The sequence below is a fragment of the Anaerococcus groningensis genome (assembly GCF_046365465.1).
Taxonomy (GTDB): Bacteria; Bacillota; Clostridia; order Tissierellales; family Peptoniphilaceae; genus Anaerococcus; species Anaerococcus groningensis.
On sequence record NZ_JBGMEG010000003.1, the window covers coordinates 294389 to 316722 of the forward strand.

The following is a 22334-nucleotide window of genomic DNA, read 5'->3' on the forward strand; positions in this document are numbered from 1 at the left end:
GCGCAAATTAAAAATCAGGAGGACATATGCAAACTTTAGATAGATATGAACTTTTTATAGATGGCGAGTGGGTAAAACCAGAAAGCGATCAATATATTGACATCATTAGCCCATCAACAGGCGAAAAACTTGGTGAATTTGCAGCAGCAAATGACAAAGACGTAGACAAGGCAGTAGCAGCAGCCAGAAAAGCCTTTGAAGGCGAATATGGTTCATGGAATAAAGAGCAAAGAGTACAACTACTTTTAGATATAGCAGCAAAAATTGATGAAAATAGAGAATATTTAGCAAAACTAGAATCAATGGATAATGGTAAACCAATCCGTGAAACATTAAATGCAGATATCCCTCTAGTAGCTGACCACTTTAAATACTTTGCAGCAGTACTTAGAGCAGATGAAGATGAAATTACAAAACTAGGTGGTAGATTTGTTTCAATTAGAAAACGTGAACCATACGGAGTAGTAGGACAAATGATTCCTTGGAACTTCCCACTACTAATGGCAGCTTGGAAACTAGCTCCAGCAATAGCAGGAGGAAATACTGTAGTAATCTCTCCATCAAGCCATACTTCACTTTCTATCCTAGAACTAATGAGATTAATCGAAGATGTAGTACCAAATGGAGTTATTAACCTTGTAACAGGAAAAGGATCAGTAACAGGAGAATACCTCCAACACCACCCAGGCTTTGATAAACTTGCCTTTACAGGATCAACAGCAGTTGGCCGTCACATAGCAGTATCAGCAGCTGAAGCCCTAATCCCAGTTACCCTAGAACTAGGTGGAAAATCAGCTCACGTAATATTTGATGATTGCGATATGGAAAAAGCAATCGAGGGAGCCCAACTTGGTATCCTATTTAACCAAGGAGAAGTATGCTCAGCAGGATCTAGATTATTCGTTCAAGAAACAATCTATGATGAATTTGTAGAAAAACTAGTAAAAGCCTTTGAAAATGTAAAAGTAGGCGACCCACTAGACCCAGAAACACAAATGGGTGCCTTAAGAGATAAGCAAAGATTTGAAGTACTAGAAGAATTTATCGAAAAAGCAAAAGCAGGCGGTGGACAAGTCCTAACAGGTGGTCACCCACTAACAGAAAATGGCCTAGACAAAGGAGCCTTCTTTGCACCAACCATTCTTGCAAACGTGCCAGCAGATAATGATGCAGTCCAAGAAGAAATCTTTGGCCCAGTAGTAGTAGTAGAAAAATTCACAGACGAAGAAGATGTAATCAAAAAAGCCAACGACAGCAAATACGGTCTAGCAGGCGGTATCTACTCAAATGATATCTACAGAATCATGAAAGTAGCAAATGGTGTAAGAACAGGAAGAGTGTGGGTAAACACCTACAACCAATTCCCAGCAGGCTCATCATTCGGTGGCTACAAAGAATCAGGAATCGGCCGTGAAACAGACAAACTAGCCCTAGATGCCTACACCCAAGTTAAAAACATCATGATCGATGGATCCCAAGATAAAATGGGTATGTTCTAGGATAAATAATAAATAAAAAAAATCAGACTTCAATTGAGGTCTGATTTTTTTATATGATTTTCTACCCATTTTAATAAGTCATTTTCAGTCAAATTTGAACTTGCAATTCCCATTACTACATCAATTAGCTCATCTTGGCTATATGATAAGGGATAATTATTAGCATCTAATAAGATAACTAAACAGTGAGCGCCTATTCTCTTGTTTCCATCAACGAATGGATGATTCATAACTAAAGAATAGCACAGATGAACTGCCTTTCTTACCACTCCATCGTATAGGTCTTTACCGTCAAAAGTTTGATAAGGACTATTAATAGATAGATCTAGCAATTCATTGTCTCTAATATTATTATCCCCACCATATTGCTCTACAAGGAGTTTGTGGAGTAAAATTATCTCTTCTTTACTAAATTTTTTCATTCTGCTAATTTCTTATAAGCTTCATCATTAATTTTGCTATATTTTTCATGTAATTTCATGATTTCTTCTTGCGTAAGAAAATCATCATCATTATTTTGATTAAATTCATGAACTACATACTTTGGAGCATTGTTTTTCATAATAACTGCAGATCCCATTTCATCAACCAATCTAGCGACTTTGGAAAAATTTTGGTTTGCTTCTGTAATAGAAACCATAGTTCTTGTATCTATTTTCATATTTAGCCTCCTTATTTAGGATATATTATACCTACTTATAATCCTAAAGCGAATTTTGAGAGGCATTTCACCTATGCTATAATAAATAGGAAAAGAGGTGGAATTTTGAATCAGAGAGAGCAAAAGCAAAAAAATTGTAGAAGATTTCATATGAGTTACTAAGTTAAGGTTTAGCTATTTCTATAGATAAAATAGAAATATTAAATTACTTAGATAAAATGGGAATAAAATATAATTATTTTTCAAATTATGTTTAAATCATTATAGATATAAATCAGTTACAATCTCATGTGAGATGAATGTTAAAATATAAAAATTATTTGAACTTGAGTTAAAGAAATCATCAAATTTCTTAGAAATAAAAGAGGCTCCATTCAAGAAAGGTTACGGCATGTATGAAACAAACCTTGTTTTCTATTGAAGGCTTGAGTTAGTAAATCAGAAAAAGAGTAAAGATTAGTATATTAACCTAACAGAAATGTCCAGACTCTGCAATAATTATTTTATCCGATAAAATGGATGAAGAATGGAAATCCCAAGAAGTTGTTATTTAAGAAATGTAGATGATGACTTATGGATTCGAGCATATAGGTTTGATAATATTTATGAGTTTCCGTTAGACTCAGAGTTTACTTTTATAAAAAATGAAATAAATTAATAGTGACTAGGTCTGCTAATAAACCAACTTTTATACGGTTGAAATCGACTAATCTAAATACAAATAAACATATATAGTTACAATAAGGGAGTGGATGGTATGAATGAAAACAATATGGAAGTACCAAAAGTATTTATATCTTATTCTCATGATAATAAAGATCATATAGAATGGGTAAAAGATTTATCTACAAAACTACGTAGCCATGGAGTAGATGTAATTTTAGATCAGTGGGATTTAGAAATCGGTAAAGATTTAAGATTTTTTATGGAAAATGGATTAGATGAGACAACATATGTGATTTGCATTTGCTCAGAACTATATGTAAAAAAAGCAAATGAAGGTAATGGAGGTGTTGGATACGAAACCACAATCATATCTAGCGATTTATTAAAAAATACGAAAATAGATTACATACTACCAATCATAAAAAATAATCAGACTGATAAAAAAACCCCCATATTTCTATCTAATAAACTTTATATAGATTTTGATCAAGATAAATATTACGATAATTATTTAAAATTAATAAGAAGAATTTTTAACAGAAATGATAAAGAGAAACCTTCAATAGGAAAAAATCCATTTAATAAAGGTTTACATCCAAGAATTTCTGAAGAAGTGAGCATTAGAACAGATATTGATAAAAGCAAATATTCAACAAGTAATAAAGTAGGAATCGTCAAATTTGATTATAATAATAATAGTGGGGTTTTTAGTATAGGAGAGGGTTCATTTTTATTCCAAACTAAATGGAGTTCTGCATCTAATACTTCTATTCATGTATATAGTGATTTAGTAGATAAAATAGGATTTTTAGATGAAGTTTATGAATTTCCTGAAGTGGACGAACTAGTTATGTTCGATTATACAAGTAGATCAAGAACTATTAATATTGGTGAAATTATTATTTTTCAGAATAATTATGGGAACTTCTTAGCTATAAAAATATTAGATATAAAATCAAAGTCGCATGGATCAAATAAAAATTATTTAAAATTTGAATATAAAATTTATAGTTTTTAAACATTAACGTAAAATATAAAAACTAAAAAATCAGTTAGATTATATAAATTTAATGAGAGAATTTATATGTGAATTTCTGATGACATAATTCAATAATAATTATGGATAGAGATATACATCTACTTTTGACAGTTAGAGTAAGTTTTTCCGAAAATTCATTGGCAAAATACAAAATTTCTCTCTGAATGCTTGCTAGAAACGACTTCAAAAATATTACTAATATATCTAATCAACAAACTTTTGAAGAAAATAAAATGTGGCTCAACGAAGAGGTTAATTCTCAAAGTTAGTAAAAGAAACCCCTTAAAAATAAAAAACCTATAATTACTTCTAAAAATGTAATTGATTTTGAGAAGTTAATTGTTAATGTAGCTAATGAGGTTAAAAAAAACAATATTTATAAATTAGAATTTTAAGGGAGAGCAATAAGCACTTAAAAACGAATATATTGAATATACGCCCATTTTCATCCGATGATGTCGAGGACACATTCGAAATTTACTCAAACAAAGATGTTTGCAAGTACCTACTAGAGGATGCTTGGGAATATGAAAATAAAAGTGAAGAGTTTAATAAAAAAATAAATAATAATAAGTTAGGAGAGAATTCCCAATTGCATTTAGCAGTGTTACTAGATGATAAAGTAATTGGAGATATATCAATATGGTATACCGGTATGAAATAAACATTTGAAATAGGATTTGTTTTTAATTCAAACTTTTCTGGAAAAAGTTATGCAAAAGAATCAGTAAAAGCAGTTGTTAAAGAGATGTTTGAAAAATCTAATATTCATAGAATACAAGCGAATTTGAATGCTCGAAACCTATCTTCTGCTAAATTATGCAAAAATGTAGGAATGAGACGAGAAGCTCATTTTATTAAGGATTATTGGAACAAAGGTGAATGGACGGATAGTTATGTATAAGGGATGCTGATTACAGATATAACTAATTAGTTTGTTTGATAAATCATAGTTTAATATACTAGCAAATCCACCTGAAAGAATAAAAAGCTGTATCTACAAGTATTGATATTGCTATATGATTTACACCTTGTAGTAGAAACTCCCTTACAGAAACTTACATATCTCTTAGAAAACTGGAAAATGAGTCTAATAAAATCTGCATTTTGAAATCAATGTTAAAAAATAATGGGATTATAATTAAGATAATGATTGACGTGTATGGTGTAAAGTATCATGTAATCATACAATGGATTATTTGATACTTTGCACTAATGCTAGTAAGACCCATAGGAATCCTATGGGTTTATTTTTTATCTATTAAGTTCTTTTCTAACACTCTGATCAAAGGCATCTATTATCATCTTATAAACTTCATCCCAATCTTCTTCATTATTGACATCGTATTTGTTCATGTCTATTTTGATTTTTGGGGAGTAGCTGTAGTCTTCATACCATTTTTGGTATTCTGTGTGTAAAAGCTTGAAGTAGGCTAGGTCTTTTTGGCCTTTTTTAGTATTTTTATCAATTTGTTCAAAGGCTCTTCCGCGTTTGGCTAGGTTTTCTAAAAATTTGTCAAAACTTATGTCTAGATATACTAAGAGATCTGGGGCTTTTTTGGGCATATCTTCTATTTCTTCTAGCATATTGTCTAAAAGGTCCTTATAAACGTCGTACTCTACTTGGGTGATATTACCCTCCATGAGATTTATCCTTGTAAATAGTTCATCTTCGTAGATGCTGCGGTCTAGGATGTTTTTGTTGTTTTTTAGAGCCTTTTTTATTAATTTAAATCTTTCGTTTAAAAAATATATTTGAAGTAAAAATGCATATTTTTCTTTGTTATTGTAATAGAGGGGTAGGATGGGATTATCATCTACTGGTTCTATCATTAGGTCTGTATTAAGCTTATCTGCAAGTCTTGCTGATACTGTGGACTTGCCTGCTGCAATCATTCCAGCTAAAACTATCACTGCCATAGGTCTCCTTGTTTTAAATATTTTGCTAAATATTTTTGATTAAAATTTTATTTTGGTAATCAATTTTTGTTTGGTAATTAAATGTTATTTAATAATTTACTTTATTACTTCGTTTATTGGAGGGCTGCTTTAAGGGGGTTCCGATACCCCCTCCAAAGCACCCTCCAAGCCACCCCGCAAACTTAACCCCTAAACGGCCCCTGCGCGGGGTGCGTTTTTTGGTAGGAATCGCTTTGCGATGTCCGTTTTTAAGGGAAAATATAGGCTTTTTCAAAAGCTTACAAAATAATAAAAAAGAATTCGCGAAGCGAACTTCTACTGATTATTGCTCTCCGCAGGAGCAGAGGGGGTAAAATGGGTCGGGGGTCTGGGGAAGGGCCAGAGGGGCCTCTGCAGCCCCTACGGCCCTGCTCCCCAGAATTCGAAGTAATAAATTAAATTAGTAATTTATTTTAATACTAAGCAAATTTTTAATAATTAAATTTGTTTACTAGAATAATTATTGACGATTATTTAATCATTATTTAAATTTTGGAGGGTCTTCCATTAGCCGGACGGGCTAGTTTCAAACCACCCCGCAAACTTCACCCCTAAACGGCCCCTGCGGGGAGCGTTTTTGTTAGGAATTGGCTTTGCCATTTCCTTTTTAAAAGAAAGAGGTAGGGTTTTCTCAAAATCCTTTTTTGTTTTAATCTTTATTTAGCGCTATGGTTTACTATACCATTTTTAAGAGATTTTAGATTTTTTTCGATTTATAATTTTTCTACAGATTTTTAGATAATAAAAAATCCCCTCTATTATATATAGAGGAGATTGGTGTTTTTTCCCTAATTTTCTTCTGTTTTTTCTCCTGGATACATGGTTGATGCTCCCGGGAACATATTTCCTAGTTCTTCAAATATTAGTCCTATATCGCCTGTTCCTGTTTCTTCAAGTCTTTCTAGAGCTCTGGTATAGGCTATGTCTATATCTTCGTTGGTCATTTGGTTTACACTTGCTGGGCTAAATTCGTAATATTGAACTAGGGTAGATTTTATGGCATCATAGTCTGTTTGACTTGATCCATATTTTTTAATTTTATTTTTTTTGCTTGTAGCTGTTGATTCTTGATTGCTAGTTGCTGGTTGACTATCACTATCTGTTTGCTTATCTGTTTCTACTTCTTCTTCGTCTTCTCCAAAAAGTATTTCTCCAGCTTTTGCTACATAGTCTTCGTAGTATAAGTCTATATCATTTTCGTAAGCTTCATGGAAGGCATCTTGGACTGTTTTATCATCTATTGCCCATACATCATAGGATGGATAGCCCATATCTATCATTAGTTGTCTTTCGTGATCAAACATTCCTTTATAGTCGCCTTCTTCTGCAGCTTCTTGGTTGTATCTATTTTCTATAGAATCTAGCGGGAATTTGTTTGATAATTCAGGATAGCTTTTGCCTAAGTTTTGGAAAACAAAGTCTTTGGCATCCCAATATCCTGTTTCTTCACTTAATTCGTTAGCATTTTTAATTAGTTCTTCTAGGTCACTATCGGTTAAGTTTTTTACAAGGGTTGGGGAAAATTCTCCTATATCTACAATCATATCACGCCATGTAGTTAAATCATCGGCATTTTTTGTTGTTTCTTCTTTAGTTTCTTTTTCCTTTGTTTTTTCATCATTATCTGCTACTACATCTTTTTCTACCGGACCGTCTAGGGCTTGGGAGATGGTTTCTTCTGTAACAGCATTATCCTTATTGGCATCTTGGCTGCATGCACTTAAGCTAAGAACTAGTCCTAGGGCTAGTATAATTTTTTTATTTGTCATAAGGGCCTCCTTGATTGCTTTTATTTTACTATATTTCGCTAATTTTGAATAGCTAAAAGGCCAATTGTAACTAAATTTTAACTATTGTAGCTGAGGAATCTGGAAAAATTTACAAAATTTGTAACCTTTTTGTTGCAATTACCAAAAAAATAGATTATAATAAGGTCAGTGATTAAAAACAGACAGATAATTTGTAATAATATTGTAATATAAAGTGAGGAAGAATGATGAAAAATATAAAAAATAAAATTAATAAGACATTGTTACTTGCCTCAACATTATTTGTATCCACTGCTGTTACTACAGCTGATAAATCATATGCTGATGAGGGGTATGACCTAAATGTTGAACCGAGCAAGTCGACTAATTTAGACAATTACGAAACCGAAACAGATGAAAATTTAGAAGCAACAAACGAAAATTCTAAAGCTAATTCTAGCGAAACTATCAACTACGATAATCAAGCTTTACCTACCGATGAATCTATCGACCAAACCCAAAGCCTTACACCACAAGAAGATACCATAGAATTTAAAGATACAGATTCTATTAAATTAGAAGCTGATTTTGAAGTTGAATTAAATCCGCAAGAAGAAAAAATAGAAGAAGAAGTACAAACTCCATCTAGCGAGAACTTAGATGATGTAATCTACTATGATAACACTAACCTAGATGACGCTTTAAAAGATGATTATACACCAGCTTATAGCGAAGAATCTAGCAAAACAAGTGAAACATCAACTGAAAATAAGCAACCAGCAGCAGAAAAAACAGTAGAAAAAAATACAAATAAATCTGATCAAACTAAAGAGCAAGAAGAAGCTGACCTTAACCAAACAAATTACTATGCTCCAAAAGGAACAGGATACTTTGTTTATGAGGGAGATTCTACAAAATATTACGAAGATAACAAACTTGTAAAAGGTTCAAATGTTATCGTAAAAGACAAATTTTATGAAATTGATAAAGACGGCAATGCAACAAACCCAAAAACTCTTTGGGGTCGTATTGGCGAAAATATCTACTACATGAACGAAGAGGGCAGCCTAACAAAGGGTATAGCTCAAATTAAAGATAAAAAATATTATTTTAATAACAACGGTGAATTACAAAGAAACAAAAGAATTGTAACAAACGAATCTCACTACGAACTAGGCAATGATGGATCAATGACTGCTCCAACAAATAGCTGGGTTACAATCAACAATAGCAAATACTACAACGACAATGACGGTAAATTATTAAAAGGTGTTGCAAGAATTGGCAACAAATCATACTACTTTGATGAAAAAGGAACCCTTACTCCAAATAAAAAACTTTTAGCTGGTGATAAGTATTACCTAGTAGACCAAAATGGTCTAGCAACCAACCAAGCAAATAGTTGGTTTAACCTTGGTGGATATACATATAGATCAGGTAATGATGGAAAAATCGTAAAAGGTGCACAAAACATAAACAACAACCTTTACGTATTTGATGGTGCAGGTAAACTAGCTCAAAACACATCATCTATTTCTGCTGGTAAATTTTACAAATCAGACTCAAAAGGTCTAGCAACAGTTGTAAAAAACTCTTGGGTAGAGCTTGATGGCAAAAAATACCACACCAACGAAGCAGGATATGTAAAAGAAGGTGTTTGGAAAATAGATAATAACTACTACTACTTTACAGCAAATGGGCTAACACCAAACCAAACTGTAACTCAAAAGGGAGTAGTATATACAGTAGATGCTAATGGTATAGCGACAAAAGAAGATAACGTCCTTCCTGGAGAAAAAAATCTTGATAAGGTAATTGAATGGATGTTCACTGCAAGAGATAAAAAAATGACCTATAATATGGGAGCTGGCAGAAACTCTGCAACACAAGCAGACTGTTCATCAGCAGTTTATAGAGCTCTTATCCATGGTGGTTTCTTAAATAAAGATACTTGGGTAGGAAATACAGAAACCTTATTCCAAATGGGAGCAAAAGGTACTGTTATGTATGAAATTAGCGAAAGTGAACGCCAATACGGAGATATTTTCGTAGCAGGTACACCAGGTGGATCTATGGGAGCTGCAGGACACACAGGCTTTATCCTAAATCCACATGAAGATACTATCATCCACATGACCTATGGTAAAAATGGTGTTGCAGTTACACCTAGAAAAGGCTACATGGGAGATAGCAGAGGTCTGCCTGTAAAATATTATAGACTTGTAGGTGCAAACTCTAATGGTACTTATATAAATAGAAAATAATATAAATTTTTTAACACTCTAAGATTTCTTAGGGTGTTTTTTTGTGAGCAAAATTAAATTTTTACTTCGTTTTAAGTATAAATTTTTAGAAAATTAGCTTAAAAAAATTTATATTTTCCTAAAAAATGTATAAAATGATCCAAATGTTTTACTTAAAGAGAAAAGAAGTACAAATTTTATCAAAGATTGAAATTTCAAAGTTCTATTTTACATCATTATAATAAAGAATAGTGGAATAATTTGCATCGGTTATATTAAAATATAGGAATATTAATGCCTTTAAGAATAAATATACATCAATACTTATAAAAAATAATAAAAGCTATTGACAAAGCCTATGAATTGTCATAAAATAACTGGTAACAAAAAATAATGGAGGATAAGTATAGTGAAAATGAAAAAAGTTTTCTCTTCACTAATGGCTTTAGGATTGGCAACAACCCTAGCAGCTTGTGGAGGAAATACAGATTCAGCTACAACTTCTACAGATTCTACTGAAGAAAATAAAGCAGAAGAAACAACAGATGAAAAAGTAGATGAAAATGCTGATGATAAAACAGAAGAAAATAAAGAAGACGATAAAACAGCAGAAAACGCTGAAGGCGAAGAAGATGCTGCAAGCCAAGCAGAACTAGAAAATTTCGAAGCGCAAACAAGTGACGACACTCTTGTAATAGGTAGTCCAGAATTTTCTGGTGATTTCTTTGAAGGTTGGCAAAACTCCGCATACGACGTAACAATCAGAAAATTACTAGGTATCGAAGGATCTAACGGTTTTAAAACAATGATCGTTGATGAAAATGGAGAATGGCTTGCAAACTCAGCAGTACTAGAAGGTGAACCAGAAACAACAGATAACGAAGATGGTTCAAAAACCTATACCTTTAAAATCAAACCGGGTTTAAAATGGTCTGATGGAGAAGAATTGACATCTGATGACTATATCTTCTATTCATTACTATTTACTCACCCAGAATTTATGCCTTTAACAGGATCAGTAAACCCAGGGGATTTATTTGGTAAGGGCAATGAAGCTTACCACTCAGGTGAGTCTGATACCTTTGAAGCAGTAGAAAAAGTTGATGATCACACATTCAAATATACAATTGATGCTGAACAACTTCCTTACTACTACGAAAAATACCTAGCATCTAGATCAGCATTCCCAATGCATGCAGTTACTGAAAACCTAGCAGTAAGTGAAGATGGTAAAAAACTAGTGGCTAAAGATGGTTATCAACCAAGTGATGAAGAAGTTCAAAAATATAAAGATTCTGTTCAAGAACAAATCGATAGGGCAAACGAAGAGTTTAAAGAAGTAGAAGATCAAGCATCAGAAGAAGAAAAAGCTGCTCATGAAGAACAAATAGCAGGTCTTCAAGAAAAACTTGACGGAGACGTTGACCCTACAGAACAACTTATCGAACAAGCTATGCTAAATGTATATAACGAATACAGAACAGCACCAAGTGTAGTTGCAGGACCATACAAATTTGATGAATATAATAACAATATGGTTAAACTTTCTCTAAACCCTGAATACCAAGGTAACTTTAGAGGAGAAAAAGCTACAATTCCAAACATCATCGTTCAATATGTAAACCAAAATATCGCTGTTGACTTACTAGAAAATGGTGATATAGACGTATGGCAACAAGAATCTGAAGGTGGCAAAATCGATAAGATGAAGGCAGCAGCAGATGCAGGAAAAATCAATATAAACACATTTGAAAGAAATGGTTACGGCTCACTTAACTTCTTAACAGACAGAGGAACAACTCAATATAAAGAAGTACGTCAAGCTATCGCTCACTTAATGGATAGAAACACATTCGTTCAATCATACGCAGGTGGATACGGGGTAGTAACAAACGGAGCTTATGGTCTTAGCCAATGGATGTACCAAGATAGAGGAGCTGACCTAGAAGGTAAATTAACAAACTATCAATTAAACATTGATACAGCTAACGAATTACTTGACAATTCACCATACAAATTTGAAGCAGATGGAAAAACTCCATGGGACCGTACAAAAGCTGAAGAAGCATTTAATGCTGATGCAGATGGATTTGACTACTATAGATACGATGAAAACGGTGAAAAACTTGTTGTAAACCAATATGGTTCAGAAGAATCACCAATAACAAGCTTAATGAACAGCCAACTTCCAGTAAATGCAAAACAAGCTGGTATGGAATATAACGTCACAGCTGGATCATTCCCAACCCTTCAAGAGTACTATGTATTCCCAGAAGAAGATGCAGAATATACAGCATTCTCAATGGGACAAACATTCGATGAAGTATATGACCCATGGGCTCAATACCACTCAGAGGGTAATGACAACAAATCTAGAACAAACGATCCAAAGGTAGATGAGTTGACAGTTAAATTACGTCAAACTCCACCAGAAGAAAGAGAACAATATCTAGATAACTGGGAAGAATTCCAAATTTGGTACAATGATTACCTACCACAAATCCCACTTTACTCAAACCTATACCACACAGGTTACACAACAAGGGTAGAAGGATTTGAACTAAATACACCATCATGGGGTATCGAAGACCAAATCAATGGTGTTTCACTAAAATAGTCAAATAACATTAAAACTAAATTAGCTCACAGTAGTGAGCTTTTTTAGTTTAAATTTACATATATATTATCTATAATAAAATTATTATAAAATTGACTGTATAAATATATAAAAATATATACCTTGTTTTTTCTTTTTATTTTGCCTAAAAATGGGTGTTTTTAGTGGAAAAATGGGTCTTTTTTATTGACAAATAATCCCTGTTATATTAATATATTATTTATAAAATTGTTATTTTGGAAGTTTTTATCAATTTTTACTAACCCCTTATAGTCTATATTTAATGGGTGGGTTAATAAATTTATTTTCAATTATTTAAGAAATTTCTTTATATAACAATAGAGAAAGGAAAGTTATGTTTCGTTATATAGTAAAAAGAATTTTAAGTATGATTCCAACAGCCTTAATAATTTCTATAATGATTTTTATTTTTTCTAAAGCCATGCCTGGTGATCCTATTCAAGCTATGATGCCTCAAGGAACAGCTATGACCAAGGCCCAAGAAGAACAATTATATAAAAACTTATCAGAAAGATATGGGCTTGATAAATCATATCCAGAACAATATGTAAGATGGCTGGGTAGAACATTAAAAGGTGACTTTGGGGAATCACTTAGAGTAAAAAAACCGGTAAGAGATCACTTAAGAGAGCCTTTAAAAAATACTATCTATTTAAATATAGGTTCTACAATCTTATCTTTTGTTTTATCAATCCTTATAGGTATAAGGTCGGCTACTCATAGGGGTGGAGTTTTTGATAAGACCTTCCAGACTCTAACCTTAATTGGTATGTCTGTTCCTATATTTTTTATAGCCCTACTTTTAATTTATTTCTTTGCCTTTAAATTAGGTTGGTTACCTCCAAATGGTATGCCACGTGAAAACACTTTTGGCCAATGGGTAAGATATTTAACCTTGCCAACTATAGCACTAACTATAGGTTCTCTTGCATCCTTATCAAGATATGTAAGAAATTCTATGCTAGATGCCCTAAACCAAGATTATATTAGGACTGCGAGAAGTAAGGGTCTAAAAGAAAAAACTGTTATTTACTCACACGCTTTTAGAAATGCCCTTATTCCAGTAGTTACTGCTCTTACTTGGGCCGTGCTTGGAATGTTTTCAGGATCTGCAATTACAGAACGTATTTTTGCTTACAGAGGTATAGGAAATGAACTTATAACTGCTGTTATTGCTCAAGACTATAACGTAATTTTAGCTTTATCAATGTTTTATGCCATACTAACACTTTTAGGCAACTTGATAATGGATATAGCCTATGCGCTAGTAGATCCAAGAGTTAAATTGGAAGCTTAAGAGGTATAGGATGAATAAAACTTTTAATAAATCACTAAAATCATATACTAGATTTTTAAAATCATACCTACGCAGGGGTTTTACTTTTGCAGGTGATGTGCCAAATTTAGAAAATGAAGATAGAATACCAGAAGATGAAAGATTAGATGCTGACATAAGAGAAAATCTCAACAATCCAAATTCAAATGTCGGTGCTGGTCCTGATCCTTCTAGGGAAAATGAAAATTTAAGAGAAGAAGCAATTCTTTCTCCAGGAAAAGTTGCAGTTAAAAACTTCTTTAGAAATCCACTTGGAGTTATTGGCTTAATACTTTTTATAGCTATTATTTTAATAGTTTTTGTAGGATCAGCTATCCTACCATTTAACCAATATTATTCTCAAGGTAACCTAACAAATGTTGCTCCGGGTGGAGCTTATATGAATTATCCAAAAGAGATGGAAAAAGAGGGCACTCAAAAAATCTCAATTGGTAATACTTTTGCAGTAGGCCTTACTAAAGAAGATAATGTTTATGTTTGGGGATCAGATAACGAAGATAAAGTATTAACTATCCCTGAAGATGTAAAAAAAGGACTTAAAGGCAAAAAAGTAACCGATGTTGCAGCAGGAGATAGACATATCTTAGTTGCTACAGATGATAATCAAATCTATGGTTGGGGAAACAATTCTTTCGAACAAACAAAGATGCCTCCAATGCAAGAAAACCAAATTAAAACTGAAGGTATAGAAAAACTTGGAGCTGGTGTTCAATATTCTGTTGTCCTTACAAAAGCAAAAAATCTTGTAGTTTGGGGATCAACCATGGCCAGCCGCCTAAACTTAATTCCATCAGAGGTACAAGGAAAAGTAGAAGATTTTGATACATCACCAATCAATATGCTAGTAGCAAAAACTGATGGTACTGTACAATTACTCGGTGTCCTTGGTGCAGAAAACCAAACAACTATGCCAAAAGAACTTACAGATGGATCTGTTTTTGTAAAAAAAGTTGCCCTTACTAGTTCATCTGCAGCAGCTCTTGATGATAAAGGAAAACTTTATGTTTGGGGTCCAAGCAGAGATGGAATATCTGGATCAAATGTTCCAGAATTTGAAGCACCAATTGTAGATATCCAAGGTGGAGATACAACCTTTACTGCCCTAGATGAAAACGGCAAGATTTATTCATGGGGTAAGGATAACTACGGAGAATTAAAAACTCCAAATGGAGAATTTGAACAAATATATGCATCTTACTTTAACCAATATGCAGTAGGAAAAGAAGGAAATATAGAAACTTGGGGACTAAATGGTTTTAGATTTGGTTCAGATGATCAAGGTCGTGATATATTTACAAGATTAATTCACGGTGGTCGTATGACAATGATTATTTCTTTAATTTCTACAATTATCCAAATAGTTCTTGGTGTATTAATTGGTATGATTTCAGGTTTTGCAGGTGGACGTGTGGATAATATTTTAATGAGAATATCTGAAATTATTTCATCATTCCCATTTTATCCAATGCTGATATCACTTTCTGCCTTATTACCACCAGGAGCTAGCCAAACTCAAAGAATTACCATGGTAATGGTGCTTTTAGGACTATTAGGATGGACAAGTTTAGCTCGTTTAGTACGTGGACAAATCCTTGCAGAGCGTGAACGTGATTATATTACAGCAGCTCGTGCACTAGGTGTAAAAGATTCTCAAATAATGATCAAGCACATATTACCAAATATTCTTTCTATAGTAATTGTAAATGCTACCTTAGGTTATGCAGGCAACTTACTAACAGAATCAGGTTTATCATTTTTAGGTTTTGGTGTTCAAGAGCCAACTCCTTCATGGGGTAATATGCTATCAGCAGCCCAAAGCTCAGATGTACTAAATATTTACTGGTGGAGATGGGTATTCCCAGCCCTTGCAGTATTTTTAGTATCATTTTCTGTAAACTTAATTGGTGATGCTATAAGAGATGCCATAGACCCTAGAGCAAATGAGAGATAGAGGAAAATAATGAGTTTATTAGAAATTAACAACCTCCACACATATTTCTCCACAAGAAAAGGCCTCATCAAAGCTGTAAATGGAGTTTCCTTTACAGTTGATGAGGGTAAAACCCTAGGTCTTGTAGGAGAGTCTGGTTCAGGTAAAAGTCAAACTGCTATGAGTATTTTGCAACTATTTGAGCCAAACCAAAAAATATATAACGGAGAAATCATATATAAGGGTGAGAACTTAGTAAATTATAATAGAAGTCAAATGGAAAAAATTAGAGGAAATGATATATCTATGATTTTCCAAGAGCCAATGAGTTCTCTAAACCCGGTCTTTACAGTAGAAAGACAAATTTCAGAAGTTTTGATGCTTCATAGAAATATGAACAAAGAGCAAGCGGCAAAAAGATGTGAAGAACTATTAGCTTCTGTAAAAATCCCAAACCCACATGTAGTTGCTAAACAATATCCTTTTGAACTTTCAGGTGGGATGAACCAAAGGGTAATGATTGCTATGGCACTTGCTTGCGAGCCAAAATTATTAATCGCTGATGAGCCAACAACAGCTCTTGATGTAACTATCCAAGCGCAAATTTTAAGGTTGATGAATGATTTAAAACATAGACTTAATACTTCTATTTTATTTATCACCCACGACCTTGGAGTTATCAACCAAATGGCAGATGAAGTTGCAGTTATGTATTCTGGTCAAATTGTAGAACAATCACCAGTAGAATTTATCTTTAAACACGATATCACTGACTACAACCATCCATATACAGTAGCACTTTTAAACTCCATCCCATCAATAACTAGCGACAAAAACCAAAGACTAGATATAATTCCAGGATCTGTACCACACCCACTAAATCTACCAAAGGGATGTAAATTTGCAGATAGATGTAAGTTTGCTACAGAAAAATGTGTAAATGAAATGCCAGAACTAGTATCAGTTAATGAACACCAAAGAATAAGATGTCATTATCCAAATAGAAAGGAAAGAGAAGATGGAAAATACTAATGATAAAAAGGTCTTATTTAAGATAAGAAACCTTAAAAAATATTTCCCTCTTAAGAAAAAAGGTCTTTTTAATAAGGGCCCAGGCTCATATGTTCATGCCAACGAATCAATTTCTATTGACATCTATGAGGGTGAAACACTAGGGCTAGTAGGAGAGTCCGGATGTGGTAAATCTACATTTGGTAGAACACTTTTACAAATCTATGACCAAACAGAGGGGACAACCCTATATTACGGTAAAACTTTAGAAGATGTAGCTCCAGCATATATGGGAACTATGATAAAAAATATTCCTAGCCAATTTCCAAGCTATGCAACTGCAAACGATGAGCTAAATGCTATCTATAATGATCTAGAAAATGCTACAGATGATGAAGCCCGTGCAGCAGCCAATGAAAAAGCTATGTTTAAACGCCGTGAGATAGAAGAAAAATATCTAAATATGATAAGAATTGCCGGAGGACTTTTAGTAAGTGAAGATTTAAATAAAGTCCAATCTTTATTAGATGACTACTACAAAAGCCTAAAAGAGCGTGCAAAAGTTATCAATGACATAGAAGTTTTTGAGCAAAAACTTCAAATGAGATCTAGACAATGGGATGAGTATTACGACCACCGTGATAACGACCCAAGATACAAAGAATTAATTGCAAAAAGAGCTGAACTTTCAAAAGTAGTAGGCGAAAAATATAACAATATCGAAGCCTATAGAGATACTCTAAAAGATAAAGAAGGCTTTGAAGAATTAGAAAGTCAAAGAGATAATGGTATTGATTTATCAGAACTAAATGATGATGAAATGCGTGAGATGAGAAAAGACCTACAAATGATATTCCAAGACCCATATGGATCCCTAGATACCAAAATGACAGTTGGAAATATCATCGGTGAGGGTGTGCTTGGCCATGATTTATTTAAATCAAGAAAAGATGATGGATACAATGAATATATCCAAGAAACTATGGAAAAATGTGGTCTTGCTCCATACTTTTTACACAGATATCCTCACCAATTCTCAGGTGGACAAAGGCAAAGAATCGGTATTGCAAGAGCTCTTGCCCTAAAACCAAGTTTTATAGTTTGTGATGAGGCAGTATCTGCCCTTGACGTATCAATCCAATCTCAAATTATAAACTTATTACAAGACTTAAAAGATCAAAACAACCTAACCTACTTATTTATCACCCACGACCTTTCAGTTGTAAAATACATTTCTGACCGTATCGGGGTAATGTATCTAGGAGTTTTGGTAGAACTTGCAAGTACAGAGCAAATATTTGACAATCCTTCCCACCCATATACCCAAGCCCTATTACAAGCAATCCCTAGAACAGACGTGGACCAAGGCCAAGAACTGCAAACAATCGAGGGAGATATTCCTTCAGCAGTAAATCCTCCAACAGGATGTCGTTTCCACACCAGATGCCAATATGCTATGGATATATGTAAAACTTACCAACCACAATTAAAAGACTATGGTAACGGCCACTATGTAGCCTGCCACTTGATGGAAGTAAGTGAAGAAGAAAAGCAAAAAGCTTATGAAAAAAATCAAGCTTTAAAAAATAAAGAAGAGCACGATTTAGAAGAAATGAGTGCTCTATGAAAAAACCCATAGATAGATTTAGCGGCAAAAACGCGGATGAAATCTATGAAAAAGAAAACTTGCTAGATGAAGATAATCTAGAAAAAGATGATAGGCTAGCAATGTTTCTAGCAGCGATGAAGGTATTTTTACCAGGCTTATTAATAGTCATAGTGCCTTTGTTGTTAGTTGCAATACTATTATAAAAAGAAAGATGAGATGTTAATCTCATCTTTTTTTGGTTATAAATAGAAAGGATAATATATTATACATAATTAAATAAAAGGAGTAAAAGGTGTTTAAAATTAATAATTTTATAGATAATGATGACATAATGATAACTGACCAGAAAGGAGCTTTCAGGGTTGCAGAATATAAAAGAGATTTATCAGTGACCAAAGAAACTGCTCAAAAAGAATATTATGCCGCTCAAATGGGTGTTAGGCTTAAACAACTAGTTTGTGATTTATCAGTAAATTCAGTTACCCTCCAACAAGGAGCTATGCAATGGATGGTTGGTGATGTAAATGCTGGTACAGGTATCAAGGGAGTGGGAGATTTTTTTAGCAAAAGCCTAAGATCATCTGTAACCAATGAATCTGCCATAAAACCAGAGTACCACGGAACAGGCATGGTTGTTTTAGAGCCTACATATAAATACATAATCCTACTTGATGTGGCAAATTGGAATGGAGGTATGGTTTTAGAAGATGGATATTTCTTAGCTTGCGAATCATCCTTGCAACATAAAACTGTAGCTAGATCTTCAATTTCATCAACAGTTGCAGGTGGAGAAGGTTTATTTAATCTAGGTTTATCTGGAGAGGGAGTAGTAGCCCTAGAGTCTCCAGTAGCTCGCAACGAGCTAATAGAAGTAGAATTAGAAGATGATGAATTAAGAATAGACGGGTCTTTTGCAGTAGCTTGGTCCTCATCCCTTAAATTTACTGTAGAACGTACAACCAAGTCATTAATAGGATCTGCAGCTAGTGGCGAAGGTCTTGTAAATGTATATAGGGGAACTGGCAAAGTTTTAATGGCTCCTGTAGATTTATAACTAAAAAATTATTTTAAAAATGCTTGGTTTTTTATGGATTTCACATATCCAATGATAAAAATATAGGAGAAACAATGGGAACATTAGAAAGAATAGAAAAGAACTTAAAGGACTTTGCTTCCTTTACCGCAAGCCCAGAACAAGGGTGTTCTAGGCTAGCATTTTCAAAAGAAGTTAAACAAGGTGGGAGAGAGCTAAAAGAACTAATGGAAGATGCAAATCTTACAGTTTTTGAAGATGGAGTAGGCAATATTTTTGGGACAAGAAGGGGAAAAGATTCCAAAAAATCAGCCATCCTTTGTGGGTCCCACTATGATTCTGTTTTTAATGGTGGTAATTTTGATGGTATAGCTGGTGTTATGGCAGCTATTGAAATTGCAAAATTGCTTGATGAAAATGATATAAGCTTAGATAGAGATTATATAGTTGCAGCCTTTATGGATGAGGAAGGAACAAGGTTTGGTAATGGTTGCTTTGGATCTAGGGCCATAGTAGGTGAAGTAGATGATGATGAGATTAATAATTTTACCGATAGGGATGGTATTTCTATCCGTAAGGCCATGACCTCCTATGACCTAAACCCGGATGATATCAAATCGGTTATATGGGATAAGGACCGCATAGGAGCTTTTTTAGAGCTTCACATAGAGCAAGGACCGGTCCTAGATCAAAAGAATATTGATCTTGGTATTGTAAATGGGATTGTGGGTGTTGAAAGATATATGATTACAGTAAAAGGTCGAGCTGACCATGCTGGAACCACCCCTATGGATATGAGAAAAGATGCTGTTGATATTGCAGCCAAGCTTATTTCTAAACTTCCTGACTTTGCCAACGAGGCAGGTGGTGGGACTGTTGCAACAACTGGCCTTATCAATGTAAAGCCAGGTGGGATGAATATAGTTGCATCAGAAGTTGAATTTTCTGTTGATATTAGGTCAATTGATAAGGATGTGGTAAGTGAAGTTTATAGCAAAATTGCAAGTCTTTTAGACCAATTGACTAAAGAAGTAGGTGCATCCTGGGAAGCTCAAAAGACTTTGGATGTAGATGTTACTATGATGGATAAATACTTGATTGATAAGTTGGTGGAATATGCCAATGATAGGGGATATTCTAACATTACTATGCCATCAGGAGCAGGCCACGATGCTATGATATTAGGCAAGTACAAACCTACTGCCATGGTCTTTGTCCCAAGTGTAAATGGTAGAAGTCACAGTCCAGAAGAATTTACACCATATGAATATTTTGAAAAAGCAATCAATGTCCTATACGATTTGATAGTAAATCTAAACTAAAGTTTCTTAGTTAAAGAGTCCTATAAATAAGTCATCTAGCAGAATCTGTAGCCAGGAGAAAAGTTTTAATGGCTCCTGTGGACTTATAGCTTATCTTTGGGTATCTATATTGTAGTAAAGGAGTATGATATGGATTTAAAAATAAAAGATATATGGAATAAAAATGGGCATTTGGCAATAGATCATTGGGGAGCGTTAAAAAGTGAACCCCTAGATGCTGACCTTACCAGTGTAGAAAATTTTAAAGAATTTCTAATCGGCCAATACGGCTGGGATGAGAAAACTGCAGAAGAAGAATTAAAGTGGTTTTCTGATTTTTCTAGAAGCTTTGAAAGTGAATAAATAAAAAATCGCTAAGAATAAAAACTTAGCGATTTTTTTGTTTTAGTTAAAAATACCCATAAAGAAGTCACCTAAGAGGGCTGAGATTAAAAATGTTCCTATGATTACAAAAATAGAAACTATTACTCCCTTTATCCCAACTGACTTAAATGCTCCCCAGTCCTTACCGATTATGACACCTGCATAGGCTAGGATTGGTGTAATCACTGCATTCATATTTAGATTATCAACACTTGTTATAACAAAATCAGATATTGGTGAAATTGGGCTTGAAACAAGGATTGCAATAATTGATATCCAAAGTACCGCTGAAACTTTTTTAAGGGGTACTACATAAGATAAAAAGTATCCTACAACAGTTATAGCTGATAAAACTAAGATACCAGGCAGTGAATTGCCCAGGCTCTCATAGCCTACCATATTTGAAACAGTACAAGCTATTATTGTAAAAAATAGGGCTATTAATATGGATGGAAAATCAGTTTTAAACTTCTGCATTTTTTCCTCCTCTTAGTTTATCAAGTCTCTTATATAGAAATTCTGTAATAGGTAGTCCTAAAAATATTCCAAGTGGCAGAGCAATTACACTAGAAATTAGGTTTGAAAGCCCAGCAAAGGCTGCCATTTCTGCCTCAAATTGTGGATAATTTGCAATTAGTGCAGAAAGTCCCGCAGTCATCATAGATGCAGATCCTGCTCCAGTACCCATGGCTGCGGCCTGCGGACTTACAATTCCTAGAGAAATAGTAATTGATGTAATGATACTTAAAATTATTGGACCTAAGATAGTTCCTATAATATAAACAGCCATTACACCCCTAAATTCTGGAGATTGGGCGCCGTAAGTATCTTGGATAAGACCGACATTTGATTCCCTACTTAGGGCATGGCACATCCCGATAGATTCTCTTTTTAAACCAAGAAGCATAGCAATTGGTAGAGAAATAAGAATTGTACCAAGGTTACCAAAGTTTTGTAAAACAAGGGCAAGACCTGCTTCTTTTATAGCTTCTAGTTGAGATCCACTAGCTACTCCAAGTTTTGCAATTAAAATTGCAAGCATAATACTCATCATGGAGTTTGCAGCAGGAGCTTCTTTTTCTGTTAAAGTTTTAATTGGGGACATATAAACGGCAAATGATAAAATCATTGCCCAAATCAGGGGAGAAAATACTATTGTTATTCCCCCTATATTTAAGTTTTTTGGACCGATTAGGATGCTTATTATAGCCAAAATCAGGACTGTAATATGCATACCTAGGTCATCTTTTATTTTAAATTTGTGCATAAATATTTTC

General features: G+C 33.8%; 19 protein-coding genes and 1 pseudogene. 14 read left to right on the plus strand and 6 right to left on the minus strand.

Annotation, left to right across the window (positions count from 1 at the left end; genetic code table 11):
• The first annotated feature begins 26 nt into the window (after window positions 1-26).
• Complete coding sequence (locus tag AB9Q04_RS03010) at window positions 27-1499, plus strand: aldehyde dehydrogenase family protein (protein WP_410023897.1); 1473 nt, start codon at window positions 27-29, stop codon at window positions 1497-1499.
• 29 nt (window positions 1500-1528) lie between these two features.
• Here the strand turns inward: AB9Q04_RS03010 and AB9Q04_RS03015 are convergent, their stop codons facing one another.
• Window positions 1529-1921 (minus strand): type II toxin-antitoxin system death-on-curing family toxin, encoded by a 393-nt coding sequence (locus AB9Q04_RS03015; RefSeq protein WP_410023898.1) that lies wholly within the window; start codon window positions 1919-1921, stop codon window positions 1529-1531.
• Window positions 1918-2160: a type II toxin-antitoxin system Phd/YefM family antitoxin gene (locus tag AB9Q04_RS03020; RefSeq protein ID WP_410023899.1), complete on the minus strand. Its 243-nt coding sequence runs from the start codon at window positions 2158-2160 to the stop codon at window positions 1918-1920. The genes AB9Q04_RS03015 and AB9Q04_RS03020 overlap by 4 nt, the downstream gene beginning before the upstream one ends.
• Before the next feature lie 526 nt (window positions 2161-2686).
• Between AB9Q04_RS03020 and AB9Q04_RS03025 the strand changes: the two genes are divergently transcribed.
• From AB9Q04_RS03025 to AB9Q04_RS03035, 3 genes and pseudogenes are all read left to right on the plus strand, one after another.
• Window positions 2687-2818: a hypothetical protein gene (locus AB9Q04_RS03025; RefSeq protein ID WP_410023900.1), complete on the plus strand. Its 132-nt coding sequence runs from the start codon at window positions 2687-2689 to the stop codon at window positions 2816-2818.
• Window positions 2819-2917: 99 nt separating this feature from the next.
• Window positions 2918-3844: a toll/interleukin-1 receptor domain-containing protein gene (locus tag AB9Q04_RS03030; protein WP_410023901.1), complete on the plus strand. Its 927-nt coding sequence runs from the start codon at window positions 2918-2920 to the stop codon at window positions 3842-3844.
• Window positions 3845-4292: 448 nt separating this feature from the next.
• A pseudogene (locus AB9Q04_RS03035) lies at window positions 4293-4769 on the plus strand (GNAT family N-acetyltransferase).
• A gap of 350 nt (window positions 4770-5119) precedes the next feature.
• On the opposite strand, the gene AB9Q04_RS03040 reads toward AB9Q04_RS03035, so the two are convergent.
• Window positions 5120-5785: a deoxynucleoside kinase gene (locus AB9Q04_RS03040; protein ID WP_410023902.1), complete on the minus strand. Its 666-nt coding sequence runs from the start codon at window positions 5783-5785 to the stop codon at window positions 5120-5122.
• 827 nt (window positions 5786-6612) lie between these two features.
• The gene (locus AB9Q04_RS03045; protein WP_410023903.1) at window positions 6613-7593 is read right to left on the minus strand and encodes a hypothetical protein; all 981 of its coding nucleotides are present in this window, start codon (window positions 7591-7593) and stop codon (window positions 6613-6615) included.
• Window positions 7594-7820: 227 nt separating this feature from the next.
• Here AB9Q04_RS03045 and AB9Q04_RS03050 point away from each other — a divergent pair, with 227 nt between their 5' ends.
• From AB9Q04_RS03050 to AB9Q04_RS03095, 10 genes are all read left to right on the plus strand, one after another.
• Complete coding sequence (locus tag AB9Q04_RS03050; protein WP_410023904.1) at window positions 7821-9836, plus strand: peptidoglycan amidohydrolase family protein; 2016 nt, start codon at window positions 7821-7823, stop codon at window positions 9834-9836.
• A gap of 394 nt (window positions 9837-10230) precedes the next feature.
• Window positions 10231-12432: an ABC transporter substrate-binding protein gene (locus AB9Q04_RS03055; protein ID WP_410023926.1), complete on the plus strand. Its 2202-nt coding sequence runs from the start codon at window positions 10231-10233 to the stop codon at window positions 12430-12432.
• Window positions 12433-12787: 355 nt separating this feature from the next.
• Window positions 12788-13750 carry an ABC transporter permease gene (locus AB9Q04_RS03060; RefSeq protein WP_394010810.1) on the plus strand — a complete coding sequence of 321 codons (963 nt, stop codon included), beginning with the start codon at window positions 12788-12790 and terminating at the stop codon, window positions 13748-13750.
• Between the two features lie 10 nt (window positions 13751-13760).
• Window positions 13761-15740, plus strand: coding sequence for an ABC transporter permease subunit (locus tag AB9Q04_RS03065; RefSeq protein ID WP_410023905.1), 1980 nt, complete (start codon window positions 13761-13763; stop codon window positions 15738-15740).
• A 9-nt stretch (window positions 15741-15749) separates the two neighbouring features.
• Window positions 15750-16751, plus strand: a complete 1002-nt coding sequence (locus AB9Q04_RS03070; protein WP_394010812.1) for an ABC transporter ATP-binding protein — start codon at window positions 15750-15752, stop codon at window positions 16749-16751.
• Window positions 16738-18357 carry an oligopeptide/dipeptide ABC transporter ATP-binding protein gene (locus AB9Q04_RS03075; protein WP_410023906.1) on the plus strand — a complete coding sequence of 540 codons (1620 nt, stop codon included), beginning with the start codon at window positions 16738-16740 and terminating at the stop codon, window positions 18355-18357. Before AB9Q04_RS03070 ends, AB9Q04_RS03075 begins: the two co-directional genes overlap by 14 nt.
• Window positions 18354-18542: a hypothetical protein gene (locus AB9Q04_RS03080; RefSeq protein ID WP_394010813.1), complete on the plus strand. Its 189-nt coding sequence runs from the start codon at window positions 18354-18356 to the stop codon at window positions 18540-18542. The genes AB9Q04_RS03075 and AB9Q04_RS03080 overlap by 4 nt, the downstream gene beginning before the upstream one ends.
• Window positions 18543-18631: 89 nt before the next feature.
• Window positions 18632-19393, plus strand: a complete 762-nt coding sequence (locus AB9Q04_RS03085) for an AIM24 family protein (protein WP_410023907.1) — start codon at window positions 18632-18634, stop codon at window positions 19391-19393.
• Between the two features lie 74 nt (window positions 19394-19467).
• Window positions 19468-20694: a Zn-dependent hydrolase gene (locus tag AB9Q04_RS03090; protein ID WP_410023908.1), complete on the plus strand. Its 1227-nt coding sequence runs from the start codon at window positions 19468-19470 to the stop codon at window positions 20692-20694.
• A gap of 129 nt (window positions 20695-20823) precedes the next feature.
• Complete coding sequence (locus AB9Q04_RS03095; protein ID WP_394010816.1) at window positions 20824-21036, plus strand: hypothetical protein; 213 nt, start codon at window positions 20824-20826, stop codon at window positions 21034-21036.
• A 42-nt stretch (window positions 21037-21078) separates the two neighbouring features.
• On the opposite strand, the gene AB9Q04_RS03100 is transcribed toward AB9Q04_RS03095, so the two are convergent.
• Together AB9Q04_RS03100 and AB9Q04_RS03105 are read right to left on the minus strand one after the other, a co-directional pair.
• The gene (locus AB9Q04_RS03100) at window positions 21079-21534 is read right to left on the minus strand and encodes a hypothetical protein (protein WP_410023909.1); all 456 of its coding nucleotides are present in this window, start codon (window positions 21532-21534) and stop codon (window positions 21079-21081) included.
• Complete coding sequence (locus tag AB9Q04_RS03105; protein WP_410023910.1) at window positions 21521-22324, minus strand: DUF3100 domain-containing protein; 804 nt, start codon at window positions 22322-22324, stop codon at window positions 21521-21523. Before AB9Q04_RS03105 ends, AB9Q04_RS03100 begins: the two co-directional genes overlap by 14 nt.
• Between the last annotated feature and the right edge of the window lie 10 nt (window positions 22325-22334).